We start from the raw sequence: 18,537 nt of genomic DNA, 5'->3' as shown, positions 1-18,537 counted from the left end.
TCATTGGATCCGGCATCATTGGCGCCTCCATCGCTTGGCACCGGCAGAGCTAAGCTGTCGACCTCTCCGGCTGCCGCCGGTTCACGTCCCGACGTCAGGCCGATTCGGTCGCTCGGCTCTCGAAGGCCACCTCCGGAATCCACTCGGCAATTGTGGCGCCGATCCTGTCGGCATGGTCCTCCTGTAGATAATGCGCGCCGGGTCCGAGATCGATCAACCGGCAGTTCTTCATGCCGGCCGCGAATTCCCGTGCCGCATGCGGCGAGACGAGGGCCCCCGGATCGCCTGAGAAAAGCAGCTTCGGGTAGGAGGAGAGCCGGAGCGCCCGATGGTCGTGCTCGCTGATGGCAGCGACATCGGCGGGCTGGCCTTCAATCGGCAGGTCGCGCGGCAGCCGCAGGATCGGCTTGCGCGATTGCGGCGTCGGGAACGGTGCCCGGTAGGAGGCCATTTCCTCATCGCTCATCGTGCGCAGCACCGCAGCCGGAAGCACCTTTTCGACGAAGACGTTGTCTTCCAGGACAAGCTTCTCACCGACGCCAGGCGTGCGCATTGCCTTGAACAATTCGCGCGCCTGCGGACGCTGGTGAAAATCGTCCCAACTCTCGAAGGGGCGGATGAATTCCATGAAGGCGAGGCCGAGGATCCGCTGCGGCCGCTGGGCCGCGAGATGGAAGGCGAGCGCGGTGCCCCAGTCCTGCGCGACGACCACCACGTCACTGATGCCAAGCGTCTCGATGAAGGCGTCGAGATAGCGGACGTGGTCGAAGAAGCGATAGTCGATGTCCGGCTTGCCGGATTGGCCATAGCCGATCAGGTCGGGCGCAATGCAGCGGCCGAACGGCGCCACATGCGGGATGATGTCGCGCCAGATGTAGGACGACGTCGGGTTGCCGTGCAGGAATAGCACCGTCGGACCGGCAGTACCTGCCTCGACATAGGAGATGGTGGAATCGAGTACCGCGACTTCCGAGCGCGGCACCGTTGTGCGGGATTGCTGCTTTTCGAGTTTCGGGTTCATCGGATCAGCTCCTTTTTTACGAAGACTGTTTTGAAGACGATATTCTTGAAACGCTCGAGCGGTTCGGGACTGCGCTCCACCTTCATGCGCAGCATCGCGCCTTGCCAGGAACTCAACAGGAAATCGGCGAGGTCCTCGGCATCGAACGCGTCGGTGATGTCGCCAGCCGCCTGGCCCTCGGCGATGCATTCGGCAAAGGGCTTGCGCCAGCGTTCGAAGATGGCGACGAGTTGCAGCCTCAGCGCCTCACTGTGAGCCGCCGTCTCGAGGCTGAGATTGCCGATCATGCAGCCCCGTGCCCAATCATGCGCCTCCAGCTTCGACGTGATGATTTCGAGATAGCGGCGCAAGCGCCCGACCGGGGGCGTGCCGTCCCGGGCAAGGGCCTGCTCCGCCAAACCGCTCACATAGGCGAAATAGCGGTCCAGCACCTCGCCGGTGAACGCCTCCTTGGAGGCAAAATGATTGGTGAAGGACCCCGGACGGGCATCGGCCGCGGCGACGATGTCGCGTACGCCGGCGGCCGAATAGCCGGAGCTCCAGATGGTTTTGAAACCGGCGTCGAGAAGTTTTTCGCGAAGTGAATGTCTAGCCATGCCAGGTAAAATACGTACGTACGTATTAAAGTCAAGAGGCACATTTGATATGGCTCGCTCTTGGCAGAACCCACGGGCAATGGCATCGCAGTGGTGGCGTTGGAACGAGGAGTGAAGCATGACAGCTGCGAAAGAAGTGATCGTCATCGGCGCCGGTATCATCGGCGCCTCCATCGCCTGGCACCTGACCAGGGCTGGAGCAAAGGTGACGGTCGTTGCCGGCAGCGGCGCCGGCGGCGTCGCGACACCGAATTCCTTTGCCTGGATCAATGCCAGCTGGGGTAATCCGCAGCCTTACTTCCGACTACGGACTCGATCGATGGCCGAATGGACGCGACTGGCGAACGAGGTGCCCGGCATCCCGTTGCAATGGTGCGGCGGCCTGTGCTGGGACCTGCCACGTCCCGAACTCGAAGCCTATGCGGCCGAGCACTCCGCATGGGGCTACGGCATCGAGCGTGTCGACCTTGCCGGAGCGGCCCGCATCGAGCCCAATCTGACCGAGCTTCCCGATTTCGCCCTTTATGTCGCCGAGGAAGGCGTTGCCGAGCCGGTCGCCGCCACGCAAGCACTGCTGGCCGACGCCGAACGGCGCGGCGCGCGAATTGTAGCCGGGACGACCGCGACCGCTCTGGTGCAAGCCAACGGCAGGCTTGCCGGCGTCGATACATCCGGCGGGCGGATTGCTGCCGACGAGGTGGTGATCGCGGCCGGAGCCGGCTCTCCGGCAATCGCTGCCACAGCCGGGATAGAACTGCCGATCGAAACGCCGCCCGGCCTGATCGTGCATTCGCGCCCCTACGAAAAGCTGCTCAACGGCTTGGTGATCGGCGACCGCCTGCATATGCGCCAGACGGCGGAAGGCCGCGTCATCGCCGGCTCGGATTTCGGCGGCGCCGATCCCGGCATGGATGCCCCGGCCACCGCCCGCGACCTGTTTGCGGCGATGAAGGCGATGCTGCGCGGCGCGGATGGGCTGGAACTCGATTTCCACACCATTGGCTACCGGCCGACCCCGGTCGATGGCTTTCCGATCATAGGCCGCGCCGAAGGCACGAGCGGCGTCTATGTTGCGGTCATGCATTCCGGCATCACGCTGGCGCCGGCCGTCGCCCTGTTCGCCGCCCGCGAAATCCTCGACGGCGAGCGCGATCCGCTGCTTGATCCCTACGGACTGGCGCGGTTTACTCAATAACCGGGCGGGCGGCGAAAGCCGCCGGCCAGCGGCTCGATTGCCCTGGCGATCCCGAGCAGGCGCCGCTCCGACCAGCGTTTGCCGACAAGCTGTAGTCCGATGGGCAGGCCGTCGCGATCTTGTCCGCAGGGCAGCGACAGTGCCGGATGGCCGCTGTAGTTGAACACCGCGCCATAGGCCGGCAGCATCCAGTAGCTTTGCGTCTTGCCGTCGACCCCGATCGGCGTTCCCGGCTCGCAATGCGGGAAGGCGGTGGCCATGGCGACCGGGCACAGCAAGGCGTCGCAGCCGTCGAAGAACCGTTCCCACGCCAGGATGGAGCGGTCGCGGCGGGCGAGCGCCTCGAACCAGCGCGAGACCGGCGTCGGCTTCTCCCGCGGTTCGGGCTGGGCCGCCTCCAGCATCATGCCGATCAGCGCACCGCCTTGCTCCAGGTCGTCGTGCAGGTCGAGCTTCGGCAATTTGGCATCCTCGACGATGGCGCCTGCCGACTGAAGCTCCTTTGCCAGACTTTCGACCGCCGCGCTGATCTCGCCGGCCACCGGAAAGCCCGGAAAGGACGGCGCGACGGCAATGCGCAAATTTCTGAGATCCAGCTCCGGCATGGTTTCGACCGGTACCGGCGCAAGGTCGGTATCGCTTCCATCCGGCCCGGCAATGAGGCCGTAGATCAGTGCCAGGTCCTCGACGCTGCGCGCCAGCGGTCCGAGGCAGGACATCAGCCGCACGCTGCGCGGCGCCCCGCCCGGGTCGGGGAAGGCGCCGGCGAGCGAGACGCGGTGCTCGGTCGGCTTGAGGCCGTAGACGCCACAAAAGGCGGCCGGCAGCCGGATCGAATCCTGCATGTCGGTGCCGACCTCGAACGGCGTCATACCAGTGCCGAGCGCCGCCGCCGCACCGCCGCTGGAGCCGCCGGCGGTGCGCTGGAGGTTCCAGGGGTTGCCGGTGCGGCCGAACAGTGGATTGTCAGACTGCCAGTCACCGAGCATCGTCGCCACGTTCGTCTTGCCCACCAGCACGCCGCCTGCCGCCTTCAGCCGGGCAACGACCGGACTGTCTGCCCTCGGAGCATAGTCGGCGAAGGCCGGGAAGCCGACGGTGGTTCTCATGCCGGCGGTTTCATGCGTGTCTTTCAGTGTGAACGGCACGCCATGCAGCGGCCCAAGGGCCTCGCCGCGCGCCTGCGCGTCGTCGGCTTTGACGGCGCGTTGCCGCGCACCGTCCCGATCGAGGGTTACGACGGCATTGACCGCCTTATTGTGCCTGTCGATCTGCGCCAGATGCTCGTCCAGCACCTCTATTGCGGAAACCGTACGGTCGCGGATGGCCGCGGCCAGTTTGGTGGTCGAGGAAAAGACGATATCCATGGTGAATGCTCCGGGCTATCGCGCCGCGATCCTCAAAATGGCGGATTGGCGCGTGGATACAAGCCTGGCTCGGCATTCGACGATGGCGGCGCTTGATCGGGATTGCGCTGCGGGGCCTGTTGAGGGTCGGCGCTGTCCAGCGGCCTCGCTGCGCTCGGTACCTCTGCGGCTTACCGTCCTCTGTTGTGCGTCCGCTCATAGAGCTCACGGATGATGCCGCTTGCCGTGGTCTCGAACAGAAACGGCAAGAAAGCATGAACGAGCGCGGCAAAGGCCGCCATGAACAATCGCGACGAGAACCATGCGGCGAAAGCCATATGGCCGAAATAACTCTCGCCGACCGCGGCCGGGTGAGAGGTGAAAAGTCTTGCGAGCCGTGCGGTCATGTCGATCCCTCCTGCCGGCATGAAGAGCCGGCGATGATTATACTGGCATGGGTGTTCGGTTCATCGGTCTCAAATTGTCCTTGTGAAAGGCTGAATTTTGGGACAAACATCCCACATGGCGCCGGAAATCGACGAAATAGACCGGAGATTGCTGGCCGAGCTGCAACGCGACGGCACGCTGTCCGTCGACCAGCTCTCGGCAAGAATATCGCTGTCGCGCAATGCCTGCTGGCGCCGGGTGAAGCGGCTGGAGGAGGACGGCGTCATCACCGGCCGGGTGGCGCTGGTCGATGCCGACAAGCTTGGGCTCGGCCTTTCGGTGTTCATCCTGATCCGCACCTCCAACCACGATCCCGACTGGCTGCAAAGATTCCGGGCGGCGGTGACCGGCTTTGCCGAGATCACCGGCGCTTACCGCATGTCCGGCGATCTCGACTATGTCCTGCGCGCCCGCGTCGCCGATGTGAAGGCGTATGACCGGCTCTATCAACGGCTGATCGCCAAGGTGGCACTATCCGACGTTTCGGCCTCCTTCGTCATGGAGGAGATCAAGGAGACCACGGTCGTTCCGATGGAACTGCGCTGAGGCGGAACCGCACTGAAAGAAAGCCGTTGATAGCATTGCCGCCGAGTTGACTGAGCCGGCGTTCGCGACGATAGGATCAGCCTCATGCGCGCAGCACTTTATCCCACCTCCGTCATCGGTCCGGCTGTCGGCTTCGTCAGGCTGCCGCATGGCGAGGGCTTGCCGCTTCCGGCCTATGAAAGCTCGGGCGCCGCCGGCATGGACCTGCGCGCCGCCGTCCCGGACGACAGGCCGCTCTTGATCCTGCCGGGAAAGCGCGCGCTGGTGCCGACCGGGCTGGTCCTGGAAATTCCGGAGGGCGTCGAAGGCCAGGTCCGGCCGCGTTCGGGCCTCGCCTTCAAGCACGGGCTCACCTGCCTCAACACGCCGGGCACCATCGACAGTGACTATCGCGGCGAGGTCAAGGTGCTGCTGATCAATCTCGGCGACGAGGATTTCGCGGTGACGCGGGGCATGCGGATCGCCCAGATCGTCTTCGCCCCGGTGACGCAGGCGACCGTCGAGGAGCGCACATTGGCTGGCGGCACAACGCGCGGCTCGGGCGGCTTCGGATCGACCGGCACGGCCTGATGAAAATACCCAAGCTCGTCATCTTCGATTGCGACGGGGTTCTGGTCGACACCGAGAACCTGGCCAATCGGCGCCTCGCCGAATGGCTGACCGCGGCCGGCTTTCCGGCCAGCTTCGAATATTGCCGGAAGAATTTCTCCGGCCGCAGCATGGTCTCGGTGCAGAAGGAAGTCGAGGCGACCGGCGTCAGCCTCGGCGCCGATTTCGTCGAGCGCTGGAACGCCGGCCTGCCGGACCTGTTCGCGCATGGCGTCGAGGCCATCCCCTACGTTCGCGAGTTCATCGAAACCGTGCACGCCGCCGGCATCGCCACCTGCGTCGCCTCGTCGGCACGGGTATCGAAAATGCACATCACGCTCGGTCAGACCGGGCTGCTGCCGCTGTTCGAGCATGCGCTGTTCAGCTCGACCATGGTCTCGCGCGGTAAGCCGTTCCCCGACCTCTTCCTGCATGCGGCAGCGACGATGGGCTTCGCACCCGCCGACTGCATCGTCATCGAGGACAGCGTCGCCGGCACGGCAGCCGGCATCGCCGCCGGCATGCGCGTCTATTCCTACCACGGCGACCCGCTTTCCGACCGCGACGGGCTGATCGAAGCCGGCGGCATCCTGTTCGACGACATGCGTGAACTGGCCGGGCTGGTGCCGATCCACTGATCGCCTTTGCGCAGCCTGCATGCGCGCCCGATCTCAGACCGGGCGCGGCGCCCCAAGTACTCGGTCGACCGTGTCGCGTATGAGACTGCGCAGATTGGCCGGCCTGTCGAGATGACTGACGACAAGGAGGCCGTCGGCCGCCACCGTTAGCGCGTCCGCGGTGCGGTCCGGATCGGGATCTGCGTCGGCGATCAGCAAGTCCCTGAGGGTGCCCCACTTCCAGTGACGATGCTGATCGATCGCCTGGCGAACCGGGCTGCTGGGGTCCGGATATTCAGCAGCGGCGTTCTGAAACGGGCAGCCGCGGTAGCCCGGCTGATCCGCCGCGTCGGCGATGAGATCGAATATGGCAAGGATCATCTGGCGAGGTGGCCGCCGGCCAAGGCTCGCGATTGCCGCCCGTCCTCCCTTGCTGAGCTCCTCGATATAGGCGCGGACGAGGTCGTCCTTGGCCGCGAAGTGATGATAGAACGTCGCCTTGGCAACGCCGGCCTCGGCGATGATGCGGTCGATCCCGACTGCACGGACCCCCTCCAGAGAAAACAGTGCGGTCGCCGTATCGAGGATGCGACGACGCGCAAGGCTTTCGGGACGATCGTTGATTCGGGCTGCGGACATGTCTTGACTGTATAGCAGACAGGTCTGTATACATCCATATGTAGACAGACAGGTCTACCTGTTAACGAAGGGAAGGCGAAACATGGCTTCGATAATCAGGGAAATCATCGTAGATGCTTCACCGGACAGCGTTTGGGCGACGGTGGGCGACTTCGCGGGCGGCGCCCAACGGATAGCCCCAGGCGTTTTCGTCGACTGCCGGGTGGATGAGGGCGCGGTACGGGCCCTTACTTTCGCCGACGGCAAGATTGTGCGAGAGCGGCTCATCGCCCGCGACGAGCAGAGCCGGCGGATCGTGTGGGGATGGCTCGGCGACGAGGTCACCCACGATAATACCTCCATGCAGGTCTTTGCCGAGGGCGAGGGCCGGAGCCGCCTGGTCTGGATTCACGACACTCTGCCCGACGAACTCGGCGCGTGGCTCGCAGCCGCCATGGATCAGCTGGTGCCGGTTTTCCAGCAGACCCTGGCGAGCCAAGCCAAGCCAACATAGTGAGGCAACGCCAGGTGTTTCCTCTTGGTCGCAAAATGCTCTAGCTTGCGCGCGCCCGAGATAACGAGCGCGCGCGCATGACCTTCTCCCTGCTTCGTTTCATCTTTGCCTGCCTGCTGCTGCCCTGTCTTTGGACGACGGCCAGCGCGGAGGCCGTCAGTTTCCCGGAGCTCGGCAGCGCCGTCCCCGGCCACGGCGATGTCACCTATCTCGATCTCGCCAGGATGGTCATTCCCGATCTGACCGCGGACAAGGACGGTTTTTTCCGAGGTTCGATGCCGATCGAGATGCGCCACGTCGCTGGACCGGACTACGACGGCTCGCCGCCGGCGACGTCGGGTCTTTCCAGCGGCGACGTGCTCGGCATCAAGGCCGGCGGCAAGGACCGGCTGGCGATGCTGCTCGACCTCGGCGACTCGCCTGACAGCGCCGAGGGCTATGCCGCGCTGGCACTCTACGACATCACCGGCAAGCCGGCCTTGCTCGACGCGGTCAATGTCGCCGTCGACCGCAGCACCTACTTTCGCGATCCGGGCAAGCTGTCGATCGGGCCCGGCGATGACGCCATCATCAGCATGAGCATGCATTTCAATTCGAGCCAGGGCTATGGGATCACGCCGCTGATCATGGTCCGCAACGACAGGTTCGAGCTGATCGACATGATCTATACGTTCGACGAAAACCTCTGCACTCATAGGAGGACACAGAATGCGGCGTTCCAGGTGATCGCCGACGGCCAGCCCTATGCAGCCATCAAGGTCACGGTGACCGACGCGACGCTGCCGGGAGAAGAAAGCTGCGACGGCCAGCCGCCGCCAGAGGCGTCTTCGCGCGACATCTCCGTCACCTATCATTGGGACAAAAATGCTTCGCGCTACGTCAAGGATTCCGACGCGCTGGATCGATTGGCAGATGACAACGCCAAACGCTTCTGAGCCAACCGCATTTGTTTGCCCGGCGCCTTCCGCCGGGCTAGAATTTGCCTCACATTCTGCACTGGAGGGGAGCATCCATGGACAAGGGCAAGATTTTTCGCGACCTGCATGCCTCGATCTTCGTCATGGCCAATTCCTGGGACGTCGGCACGACCAAGCTCTTGGCCTCATTCGGCTTCAAGGCGCTGGCCACGACCAGCGCCGGCTTTGCCTTTTCGCGCGGCCTGCCGGACGGCGCGGTGACGTTCGAGGCGATGATCCATCATTGCCGTGAAGTGTCAGCGGCGACCGGGCTGCCGGTTTCGGCGGACCTCGAAAAGGGCAAGGGCGACAGCGCGACAAGTGCCGGCGAGACCATCTTCGCCGCCGAGGCGGCTGGCCTCGCCGGCTGCTCGATCGAGGACCATACCGGCGAGCCCGACAAGCCGATCTATGATTTTGCGCATGCCGTCGAGCGCGTCGCGGCGGCGGCGGAAGCGGCACGGGCACTGAAACGCGATTTCGTCTTCACCGCGCGGGCCGAGAATTTCCTGTGGGGCAAGCCCGACCTCGACGATACGATCAAGCGGCTGCAGGCCTTCGAGAAGGCCGGCGCCGACGTGCTCTATGCACCGGGGCTGGGCGACATCGAGATGGTGCGAACCGTCTGCTCGGCGCTGACCAAGCCGGTCAACGTCATGGCCGGGCCCGGCTTCACCATCGCCGACCTGGCCATGGCGGGGGTAAAGCGCGTCTCGCTCGGCCCATGGCTGATCAATTTCGCCTTCGGGATGCTGGAGACCGCGGCGCGCGAGATCCAGCAGGATGGCACCTTCGGCTTCACCCGCGCCGCCATGCCGTTCGGCAAGCTGCAGGCGCTGTTTGCCAAACCTTCCGCCTAGGTCGGGTCCGGCAAATGACGCTCACGGTCGTGGACATGCACACCGGCGGCGAGCCGCTGCGGATCGTCACCGGCGGCTACCCCGATATTCCCAAGGGCACGATCCTCGAAAAGCGTGCGTATGTGCGCGACCATCTCGATCATCTCAGAAAGATCCTGATGTTCGAGCCGCGCGGCCATTACGACATGTATGGCGCGCTGCTGGTGGAGCCCGACCTGCCGGGCGCCGACCTCGCGGTGCTGTTCATGCACAATGAGGGCTATTCGACGATGTGCGGCCACGCCATCGTCGCGCTCGGCCGCTACGCCGTCGACGAGCGGCTGGTGGCGCCACGCGAGCCGCTGTCGACCGTCAATATCGAGGCGCCATGCGGGCTGATTTCGACTGCAGTCGAGGTAAGGGATGGCAAGGCCGGCGCGGTGTCCTTCGAAAGCGTGCCGGCGTTTCTGTTCGTCGGCGACCAGCGGATCGAGCTGCCGGGCTATGGTCCGGTCGGCTTCGACATCGCCTATGGCGGCGCCTTCTATGCACTGGCCGACTGCCGCCAGTTCGGGCTGGAATTTGGCAGGAACCGGGTGCGCGATTTCGTCGATGCAGCGACCGCGCTGACTGATAAGCTGAAGGCCGAATTGCCGCTGTCGCATCCCGACCATGCCGATCTCGCCTTTCTCTACGGCACAATCCTGACCGACGGACAGGATGCGTTCTCCGATACGCCGACCAAAAACATCTGCGTTTTCGCTGAAGCCGAGGTCGACCGTTCGCCGACCGGCTCCGGCGTCACCGCGCGGCTGGCGGCCATGCACGCCAAGGGCCAGATCGAAATTGGCCGGACGCGGCTGTTCGAGAGCATTGCCGGCTCGCGCTTTTCCGGCGCGGTCGTACGCACGGCCACGGCCGGGCCGCATGATGCCATCATCGCCCGCGTCGGCGGCCGCGCCTATTATTCAGGGCGGGCCGAATTCATCGTCGAGGACGATGATGAACTGGGGCGCGGCTTTCTGCTGCGCTAGCTCCCTTCCCGCGCCGAGATCGCCTTGTGCAGGTGCACCATCATGGCGGCGGCGAAGAGCGGCGTCAGAAGGTTGAGCAGCGGCACGGCAAGAAAAGCAGCAATGAGCAGCCCGGCGAGAAACACCGTGCCCGCATATTTCCTGCGCAACGCCCGTGCCTCGGCCTCCGGGCGAAAGCGCATGGCGGCGAATTCGAAGAACTCGCGCCCGAGCAGATAGCCGTTGACGACGAAAAAGGCGGCGATGTTGATGCCCGGCACCAGCAGAAGCAGCAGGGCGACGATGTTGCCGAGGATGACGACGCCGAAAAACCGGATCGCCAGCACCAGCGAGCGCAACGCCGGCACGGCGCGGCCGGGCGGGTCGTTTGGATAATCGGTGCGCTCGACCACTTCGGCGACGTCGTCGAGGAACAGGCCGGCGATGATCGCCGTCACCGGCGCGATGAGCAGCGCCAAGCCCAGCGCAAGGCCGATGCCGGCGACGACGGCGCCCAGCCATCCGGCCCAGGAGGGTAGGGCGGGCAGCCATGCATCGATCCACGGCCAGGCCAGCCATTCGAACAGGCTCTTGATCCCGAACCACAGCGCCGCCAGCGCCAGCAAGGTCAGCCCCAGTGTCTTCAGGAACACGGAACGGAATTCGGGCGAGAACAGCCGGCTCAAGGCGGCACGGGCGGCGTCGAGGATCACGGCGTTTCTAATTCCATGTCAAACGAGGCCCATGGGCGATATTTCGGGATAGGCGGAGACAGGTCGCGAGACAAGCGCAAACCGCGCGATACGAAGCATGCGTTCTGCCCGGATTTATAACTCGCGGCCTAGGCAAAGCCGCATCAAACCGCTAGACCCGCCCGCGCCCGGCGTGGCAGAAAGCCGGTGGGTTTTTGGCGGAGACATGAATTGATGCCGGACTATGACGTGCTTTGTATCGGAAATGCCATCGTCGACATCATCGCCCAGTGCGACGAGGCGTTCCTGGAGACCAACGGCATCATCAAGGGCGCAATGAATTTGATCGACACGAGGCGCGCCGAACTGCTCTACAGCCGCATGGGCCCGGCCATTGAAGCCTCGGGCGGCAGCGCCGGCAACACGGCGGCGGGCGTGGCCTCCTTCGGCGGTCGCGCCGCCTTCTTCGGCAAGGTCTCCAACGACGCGCTCGGCGAAATCTACGCGCATGACATCCATGCCCAGGGTGTCGCCTTCGACACCAGGCCGCTTAACGGCGAACCGCCGACAGCGCGCTCGATGATCTTCGTCACGCCGGACGGCGAGCGCTCGATGAACACCTATCTCGGCGCCTGCGTCGAGCTCGGCCCGGAGGACGTCGAGGCCGACAAGGCGTCGGGCGCCGCCGTCACCTATTTCGAGGGCTATCTGTGGGACCCGCCGCGCGCCAAGGAGGCGATCAGGCAGACGGCTAAGCTCGCCCACGCCGCCGGGCGCGAAGTGTCGATGACATTGTCGGACTCGTTCTGCGTCGATCGCTACCGCGACGAATTCCTCGATCTGATGCGCTCCGGCACCGTCGATATCGTCTTTGCCAACAGTCACGAGATCAAGTCGCTCTACCAGACCGCGTCTTTCGACGAGGCGCTGGCCCAGATCCGCAAGGATTGCAAGATCGCCGCCGTTACCCGCTCGGAAAAGGGCTCGGTGATCGTGCGCGGCGACGAGACCGTGACCATCAATGCGACCAGGATCCGCGAGCTGGTCGACACCACCGGCGCCGGCGACCTCTATGCCGCCGGCTTCCTCTACGGCTACACGCAAGGCCGCAGCCTCAAGGATTGCGGCGATCTCGGCTCGCTGGCAGCCGGGCTGGTCATCCAGCAGATCGGCCCAAGGCCACGGCAGAATCTGCGCCGAGAGGCCGAGCAGGCGGGGCTTCTGTAGCGGCATCTCTTCCTTCTCCCCCTGTGGGAGAAGGTGGATCGGCGCGCAGCGCCGAGACGGTTGAGGGGTGCTGGATGGAGTGCTGCCGGTGCCAAGCTGGAACACCCCTCATCCGACCGAGCTTCGCTCGGCCACCTTCTCCCACAGGGGGAGAAGGGAGAGGCGCTGCTGCTGCCCCCGCTCCTCAAGCCCCCGCGCTATACGCCGCAATCGCTGCCATGTTGACGATGTCCGAATCCTTGGCATTGAGCGAGACGATCTGAACCGGCTTGTTCAGGCCGACCAGCAGCGGGCCGATGACGGTCGAGCCGCCGAGCTCCTGCAGCATCTTGGTCGAGATCGAGGCCGAGTGGAAGGCCGGCATGACCAGCACGTTGGCCGGGCCGGTCAGCCTGATGAACGGGTACTGCGCCATGGCGCGGGCGTTGAGCGCCACGTCGGCGGCCATCTCGCCGTCATACTCGAAATCGACGCGGCGCTTGTCGAGGATGCGCACCGCTTCCTGGACGCGCTCGGAGCGCTCGCCCTGCGGATGGCCGAAGGTTGAATAGGCGAGCATGGCGAGCCTCGGCTCGTAGCCCATGCGGCGGGCAAAACCGGCAGCCTCCTCGGCGATGTCGGCGATCTCGACGGCATCAGGCATGTCGTGCACCGCGGTATCGGCAACGAGGACGGTGCGACCCCGCGCCAGCACGATCGACACGCCGATGACGCAGTGGCCGGGCCTTGCGTCGATGACGCGGCGGATGTCGTCGAGCGCCGTCGAATAGTTGCGGGTAACGCCGGTGACGATGCCGTCGGCATCGCCCAGCGCCACCATGCAGGCGGCGAAATGGTTGCGGTCGTTATTGATCAACCGCTGGCAGTCGCGGAACAGAAAGCCTTTGCGCTGCATGCGCTCGTAGAGATAGTCGGTGTAGATCGAGTTGCGGCGCGACAGCCGCGCATTGATGATCTCGATGCCTTGCTTGCCGAGGTCGATGCCGGCGTTCCTGGCGTTTTCCTTGATGATGTCGTCGCGTCCGAGCAGGATGGCGGTGCCGAGCCGCTGGTTCACATAGGAGACGGCGGCGCGCATCACCTGCTCCTCCTCGCCCTCGGCAAAGACGATGCGCTTGGGCTGGCGGCGGACGCGGTCGTAGATGCGCTGCAGCGTCGAGGCGATCGGGTCGCGGCGGGCGGAAAGCTCCTGCGCGTAACGGTCGAGATCGAGGATCGGCTTGCGCGCGACGCCGGAGTCCATCGCCGCCTTGGCGACGGCGATCGGGATCGCCGATATCAGGCGCGGATCGAACGGCACCGGGATGATGTAGTTGGGGCCGAATTTCGGCCGGTTGCCCTGGTAGGCGGCGGCGACGTCGTCGGGCACGTCCTGGCGCGCCAGTTCGGCGAGCGCTTTGGCCGCGGCGATCTTCATGTCGTCGTTGATGGTGGTCGCCCGCACATCCAGCGCGCCGCGGAAGATGTAGGGGAAGCCGAGCACATTGTTGACCTGGTTGGGATAGTCGGACCGTCCCGTCGCCATGATGGCGTCGGTGCGGATCTCGGCGACTTCTTCCGGCGTGATCTCGGGGTCGGGATTGGCCATGGCGAAGATGATCGGGTTTTTGGCCATCGACTGCACCATCCTGGTGGTCAGCGTGCCCTTGGCCGAGAGGCCGAGGAACACGTCGGCGCCGTCCAGCGCCTCGGCCAGCGAGCGCGCGCCGGTTTTCACGGCGTGCGCCGACTTCCACTGGTTCATGCCTTCGGTGCGACCCTGGAAGACGACGCCCTTAGTGTCGCACAGGATGATATTTTCTGGCGCAAAGCCCATCGCCTTCATCAGTTCGATGCAGGCGATGCCGGCAGCGCCGGCGCCGTTGCAGACCATTTTCGTGGTCTTCATGTCGCGGCCGGTGATTTCCAGCGCGTTGATCAGGCCGGCGGCCGAAATGATGGCGGTGCCGTGCTGGTCGTCATGGAAGACCGGGATGTCCATCAGCTCGCGCAGCCGCTGCTCGATGATGAAGCACTCCGGTGCCTTGATGTCCTCGAGGTTGATGCCGCCGAAGGAGGGGCCGAGAAAGCGCACGCAGTTGATGAATTCGTCGGCATCCTCGGTATCGACCTCGAGGTCGATGGAATCGACATCGGCGAAGCGCTTGAACAGCACCGCCTTGCCTTCCATTACCGGCTTCGAGGCCAGCGCGCCGAGATTGCCGAGGCCGAGGATGGCGGTGCCGTTGGAGATGACGGCGACCATGTTGCCGCGAACCGTGTAGTCGAAGGCGCGGCTCGGGTCCTCGGCGATGGCGAGAACCGGCACAGCGACGCCCGGCGAATAGGCAAGGCTGAGATCGCGCTGCGTCGCCATTGGTTTTGTGGCTACGATCTCCAGCTTGCCGGGGCGGCCCATGGCATGGAATTCCAATGCCTCCTGGGCGCTGACGGAGGGCCCGTTGCTTTCGGTTTTCTTGGCCATGGTACTTTCGGTTTCCTCGCCCGTACGGCACCGCTTGAGATGGGTGCGCATGCTTTCTTTTGTGGAAGGTTCGGGATTAAGGCTACACTTCGCCGCTGTAAACCGCCAAGCATGGCTTGCAAAAATTTGGAAGCAGCTTCTTGAACGACGAGACGCCCATTCGAAGCGACAACGCCACGCCGGCCTTCGCGCCGGCGACGCCGATGATGGAGCAGTATATCGAGATCAAGGCGGCGAACCCGGATTCGCTGCTGTTCTACCGCATGGGCGATTTCTACGAGCTGTTCTTCGACGACGCCGAAAAGGCAAGCCGGGCGCTCGGCATCGTGCTGACCAAGCGCGGCAAGCACCAGGGGCTCGACATCCCGATGTGCGGCGTGCCGGTGCATGCCGCCGACGATTATCTGCAGAAGCTGATCGGTCAGGGGTTCCGCGTCGCCGTCTGCGAGCAGATCGAGGATCCGGCCGAGGCCAAGAAGCGCGGCGGCAAATCGGTGGTGCGCCGTGATGTGGTGCGGCTGGTGACACCCGGCACCATCACCGAAGACAGACTGCTGGCGCCGTCGGAATCGAGTTTCCTGATGGCGCTGGGACGAGTCAAGGGCGGGGCAGAGCACGCTTTCGCCTTGGCCTGGATCGAGATCTCGACCGGTGTCTTCCGCGTCGCCGAGACCACCGCCGACCGGCTGCTCGCCGATGTCTTCCGCGTCGATCCGCGCGAGCTGATCGTCGCCGAGCCGGTGTTTTACGACCCGGAGCTGAAACCGGTCTTCGACGTGCTCGGCCGCGTCGCCAGCCCGCAGCCGCCGTCGCTGTTCGATTCGGCTTCGGCCGCCGGCCGCATCGCCCGCTTCTTCGAGGTGGCAACGCCGGATAGTTTCGGCACGTTTTCGCGCGCCGAACTGTCGGCGATCTCGGGCGTCATCGCCTATGTCGAAAAGACGCAGAAGGCCGAGCGGCCACCGCTGTCGCGGCCGCAGCGCGAGGAGCAGGGTTCGACGCTGTTCATCGACCCGGCGACGCGCGCCAATCTGGAGCTGCTGCGCACGCTGTCCGGCAGCCGCGACGGGTCGCTGTTCAAGGCGATCGACCGCACGGTGACCGGCGGCGGCGCAAGGCTGCTCGCCGACCGGCTGACGGCGCCGCTGACGGACCCGGCGGCAATCGCCGCAAGGCTGGACTCGGTGTCGTTATTCCGCTCCGAAACGCGCCTCTGCCAGGCGGTGCGGGCAAGCCTGAAGAGCGTCGCCGACATGCCGCGCGCGCTGTCCAGGCTGGCGCTCAACCGCGGCGGCCCGCGCGACCTCGGCGCGCTGCGCGCCGGTTTCGAAGCGGCCGGCGCCATCGCCGAACTGTTCGGCCAAACCGCATTGCCGGCCGAACTGACCGCGGCGTTGGGAGCTATCAAGGCACTGCCCAGTGATCTGGCGACGCATCTGGCACAGGCGCTCAGCGACGAGCTGCCGTTGCTCAGGCGCGACGGCGGCTTCGTCCGCGGCGGCTACCACGCCGAACTCGACGAGATGCGGGCACTGCGCGACGAGTCGCGAAAGGTGATCGCCGGGCTGGAGCGTTCGCTGATCGACGAGACCGGCATCCGCTCGCTGAAGATCAGGCACAACAATGTGCTCGGCTACTATATCGAGGTCACCGCCAATCATCATGCGCTGATGACCGGCAGCGACGGCGCCAGGGCGCGCTTCATCCATCGCCAGACCATGGCCAACGCCATGCGCTTCACCACCACCGAGCTCGCCGAGCTGGAATCGAAGATCGCAAATGCCGCCGACCGGGCGCTGGCGATCGAGCTTGCCGCTTTCGAGGCGCTGACGGCGGAAGTCGTCGGCCAGGCCGACAGGATCCGCGCCGGCGCCGAAGCGCTCGCCGTGCTCGACGTTTCGGCCGCACTTGCCTTGCTTTCCGAGAGCGAGGCCTGGTGCCGGCCGCTGGTCGATGCGAGCCTTGCCTTCGAGATTGCGGGCGGACGCCACCCGGTGGTCGAACAGGCGCTGCGGCGTTCCGGCGAAGGTCCGTTCGTCGCCAATGATTGCGACCTGTCGCCGCAAGGCGATGCCAAGGCCGGCGCGATCTGGCTGCTGACCGGCCCCAATATGGGCGGCAAATCGACCTTCCTCAGGCAAAACGCGCTGATCGCCATCCTCGCCCAGACCGGCTCCTTCGTGCCTGCGGCATCAGCCCATATCGGCGTCGTCGACCGGCTGTTTTCGCGGGTCGGCGCCTCCGACGATCTGGCGCGCGGCCGCTCCACCTTCATGGTCGAGATGGTCGAGACGGCGGCGATCCTCAACCAGGCAGGCGAACGCGCACTGGTCATCCTCGACGAGATCGGCCGCGGCACCGCCACTTTCGACGGCCTGTCGATCGCATGGGCGGCGGTCGAATATCTGCACGAGAAAAACCGCTGCCGGGCGATCTTCGCCACGCATTTCCACGAGATGACGGCGCTGGCCGGAAAACTGCCGCGGCTCTCCAACGTCACCATGCGGGTCAAGGAATGGGAGGGCGACGTGGTCTTCCTGCACGAGGTCGGCAAGGGTGCGGCCGACCGTTCCTACGGCGTCCAGGTAGCGCGGCTGGCCGGCCTGCCGGAAGCGGTCGTCGGCCGGGCCAAGGAAGTGCTGCACCAGCTCGAAGCCGGCGAGGTCTCGGGCAAGGCCAACCGTCTGGTCGACGACCTGCCGCTGTTTTCCGTGGCGGCGCAGCGGGAAGCGTCGAAGCCGGCGAAGAGTGATGGGCTGGGTTTGGCGCTAGCGGAGATCAATCCCGACGAGATGACGCCAAGGGAAGCGCTGGAGGCGCTGTACCGGCTGAAGGGGATGGCTGAGAAGTAGTGCTCGTCCGATAGCGCTCTACGGCACCCCCCCTCTGTCCTGCCGGACTGTCCGGCAGGACAGAGGGGGGTGTGACGGAACGCTGCTTTGGCTTGCCTTCCGCCCCACCCCTCAAATCATCGCCAAGCCGGACTTCCGCCTCGGTGGTGGGAAGGCGCGGTCAATTTCGGCGAAATCTTCGCTCGTGAGCTCGATGTCCAACGCCGCGACATTCTGCCGGATATGCTCCGGGCGGCTGGCCTTCGGAATGGCAATCACGCCGTCCTGCGCCATCACCCAGGCAAGAGCGATCTGCGCCGGCGTCGCACCGTGGCGGGCGGCGATGGCATCTAACCTGGCGTTGCGCGCCAATACCCCCTGATCGACCGGCGAATAGGCCATCAGCGGCATGCCGCGTTGCCGGCTCCACGGGGCGAGGTCGAACTCGACGCCGCGCTGCGACAGATTGTAGAGCACCTGGTTGGTCTGGACGTTGCCGCCGGCCGGCAACCGAACCAGCTCTTCCATCTCATCGGTATCGAAATTGCTGACGCCCCAATGGCGGATCTTGCCGGCCGCCTTCAACGCTTCGAACGCCTCTACCGTTTCCATCAAAGGAACGCTGCCCGGCCAATGCAAGAGATAGAGATCGATGCGGTCGGTGGCGAGATGCCTCAGGCTGTTCTCGCACGCCCGTTTCACGCCGGCGCGTGAGGCATTGGACGGCAGCACCTTGGAGACCAGGAAAACCTCGTCGCGGCGACCGGCGATGGCCTCCGCCACCACCTCCTCGGCACCGCCGCCGGCATACATTTCGGCGGTGTCGATCAGCGTCATGCCGCGATCCAGCCCGAGCTTCAGGGCATTGGCCTCGTCGCCACGGCGGCGGCCGTCCTCGCCCATCTTCCAGGTGCCCTGGCCGAGCACCGGCACGGCTTCGCCGCAGGGCAGGGTGGTCGTTCTTATCGTCGAAGGCATGGCATGCTCCAGTCCGAGGCCCGGATAGCACCATAGCCGCCAAGGGAAA

Annotated in this window: 18 protein-coding genes; 10 read left to right on the top strand and 8 right to left on the bottom strand. The window is 65.1% G+C overall.

Annotated features, from left to right (window positions below; translation table 11 throughout):
* Positions 1–94 precede the first annotated feature (94 nt).
* Positions 95–1,021, bottom strand: a complete 927-nt coding sequence (locus NKI08_RS03440; protein ID WP_352767207.1) for a haloalkane dehalogenase — start codon at positions 1,019–1,021, stop codon at positions 95–97.
* The gene (locus NKI08_RS03435) at positions 1,018–1,617 is read right to left on the bottom strand and encodes a TetR/AcrR family transcriptional regulator (RefSeq protein ID WP_352614617.1); all 600 of its coding nucleotides are present in this window, start codon (positions 1,615–1,617) and stop codon (positions 1,018–1,020) included. Before NKI08_RS03435 ends, NKI08_RS03440 begins: the two co-directional genes overlap by 4 nt.
* A gap of 118 nt (positions 1,618–1,735) precedes the next feature.
* Between NKI08_RS03435 and NKI08_RS03430 the strand changes: the two genes are divergently transcribed.
* A complete protein-coding gene (locus tag NKI08_RS03430) occupies positions 1,736–2,812 on the top strand; it encodes an NAD(P)/FAD-dependent oxidoreductase (protein WP_352767205.1) in 1,077 nt (358 codons plus the stop codon).
* Here NKI08_RS03430 and NKI08_RS03425 read toward each other — a convergent pair.
* Together NKI08_RS03425 and NKI08_RS03420 are read right to left on the bottom strand one after the other, a co-directional pair.
* The gene (locus NKI08_RS03425; protein WP_352681385.1) at positions 2,806–4,179 is read right to left on the bottom strand and encodes an amidase; all 1,374 of its coding nucleotides are present in this window, start codon (positions 4,177–4,179) and stop codon (positions 2,806–2,808) included. The two genes, NKI08_RS03430 and NKI08_RS03425, sit on opposite strands and share 7 nt — an antisense overlap.
* Before the next feature lie 170 nt (positions 4,180–4,349).
* Positions 4,350–4,565 (bottom strand): DUF6356 family protein, encoded by a 216-nt coding sequence (locus NKI08_RS03420; protein WP_352469961.1) that lies wholly within the window; start codon positions 4,563–4,565, stop codon positions 4,350–4,352.
* Between the two features lie 115 nt (positions 4,566–4,680).
* Between NKI08_RS03420 and NKI08_RS03415 the strand changes: the two genes are divergently transcribed.
* The 3 genes from NKI08_RS03415 to NKI08_RS03405 all read left to right on the top strand — a co-directional run bounded on the left by NKI08_RS03415 (position 4,681) and on the right by NKI08_RS03405 (position 6,377).
* On the top strand, positions 4,681–5,151 hold the full coding sequence (locus tag NKI08_RS03415; RefSeq protein ID WP_023676368.1) for an Lrp/AsnC family transcriptional regulator: 471 nt from the start codon (positions 4,681–4,683) through the stop codon (positions 5,149–5,151).
* 84 nt (positions 5,152–5,235) lie between these two features.
* Entirely contained in the window at positions 5,236–5,721 is a 486-nt protein-coding gene (gene dut / locus NKI08_RS03410) for a dUTP diphosphatase (RefSeq protein WP_023717930.1), read from the top strand.
* Positions 5,721–6,377 (top strand): HAD family hydrolase, encoded by a 657-nt coding sequence (locus NKI08_RS03405; protein ID WP_352458656.1) that lies wholly within the window; start codon positions 5,721–5,723, stop codon positions 6,375–6,377. The genes dut and NKI08_RS03405 overlap by 1 nt, the downstream gene beginning before the upstream one ends.
* Before the next feature lie 33 nt (positions 6,378–6,410).
* Here the strand turns inward: NKI08_RS03405 and NKI08_RS03400 are convergent, their stop codons facing one another.
* Entirely contained in the window at positions 6,411–6,995 is a 585-nt protein-coding gene (locus NKI08_RS03400) for a TetR/AcrR family transcriptional regulator (protein ID WP_352767202.1), read from the bottom strand.
* An 82-nt stretch (positions 6,996–7,077) separates the two neighbouring features.
* On the opposite strand from NKI08_RS03400, the gene NKI08_RS03395 reads away from it, so the two are divergent.
* The 4 genes from NKI08_RS03395 (at position 7,078) to NKI08_RS03380 (ending at position 10,317) form a co-directional block, all read left to right on the top strand.
* Positions 7,078–7,488, top strand: a complete 411-nt coding sequence (locus NKI08_RS03395) for an SRPBCC family protein (RefSeq protein ID WP_352767200.1) — start codon at positions 7,078–7,080, stop codon at positions 7,486–7,488.
* A gap of 77 nt (positions 7,489–7,565) precedes the next feature.
* Entirely contained in the window at positions 7,566–8,423 is an 858-nt protein-coding gene (locus NKI08_RS03390) for a hypothetical protein (protein ID WP_352767198.1), read from the top strand.
* Between the two features lie 77 nt (positions 8,424–8,500).
* Complete coding sequence (locus tag NKI08_RS03385; protein ID WP_352767197.1) at positions 8,501–9,304, top strand: isocitrate lyase/PEP mutase family protein; 804 nt, start codon at positions 8,501–8,503, stop codon at positions 9,302–9,304.
* 14 nt (positions 9,305–9,318) lie between these two features.
* Positions 9,319–10,317 carry a proline racemase family protein gene (locus tag NKI08_RS03380; protein WP_352767195.1) on the top strand — a complete coding sequence of 333 codons (999 nt, stop codon included), beginning with the start codon at positions 9,319–9,321 and terminating at the stop codon, positions 10,315–10,317.
* On the opposite strand, the gene NKI08_RS03375 is transcribed toward NKI08_RS03380, so the two are convergent.
* The gene (locus NKI08_RS03375; protein ID WP_352767193.1) at positions 10,314–11,009 is read right to left on the bottom strand and encodes a sulfate transporter family protein; all 696 of its coding nucleotides are present in this window, start codon (positions 11,007–11,009) and stop codon (positions 10,314–10,316) included. The genes NKI08_RS03380 and NKI08_RS03375 overlap by 4 nt on opposite strands.
* Positions 11,010–11,222: 213 nt before the next feature.
* Here NKI08_RS03375 and NKI08_RS03370 point away from each other — a divergent pair, with 213 nt between their 5' ends.
* A complete protein-coding gene (locus tag NKI08_RS03370) occupies positions 11,223–12,215 on the top strand; it encodes an adenosine kinase (RefSeq protein ID WP_352458263.1) in 993 nt (330 codons plus the stop codon).
* A 184-nt stretch (positions 12,216–12,399) separates the two neighbouring features.
* On the opposite strand, the gene NKI08_RS03365 is transcribed toward NKI08_RS03370, so the two are convergent.
* Positions 12,400–14,679, bottom strand: a complete 2,280-nt coding sequence (locus NKI08_RS03365) for an NADP-dependent malic enzyme (protein WP_352767191.1) — start codon at positions 14,677–14,679, stop codon at positions 12,400–12,402.
* Between the two features lie 203 nt (positions 14,680–14,882).
* On the opposite strand from NKI08_RS03365, the gene mutS reads away from it, so the two are divergent.
* The gene (gene mutS, locus NKI08_RS03360) at positions 14,883–17,531 is read left to right on the top strand and encodes a DNA mismatch repair protein MutS (RefSeq protein ID WP_352767422.1); all 2,649 of its coding nucleotides are present in this window, start codon (positions 14,883–14,885) and stop codon (positions 17,529–17,531) included.
* A 111-nt stretch (positions 17,532–17,642) separates the two neighbouring features.
* Here mutS and NKI08_RS03355 read toward each other — a convergent pair whose 3' ends face one another.
* Entirely contained in the window at positions 17,643–18,488 is an 846-nt protein-coding gene (locus NKI08_RS03355; RefSeq protein WP_352767189.1) for an aldo/keto reductase, read from the bottom strand.
* Between the last annotated feature and the right edge of the window lie 49 nt (positions 18,489–18,537).

The sequence above is a fragment of the Mesorhizobium sp. M0768 genome (genome assembly GCF_040320195.1).
Taxonomy (GTDB): Bacteria; Pseudomonadota; Alphaproteobacteria; order Rhizobiales; family Rhizobiaceae; genus Mesorhizobium.
Note: the sequence above shows the minus strand (reverse complement) of the source record. Positions and strands in the feature narration are given on the sequence as shown.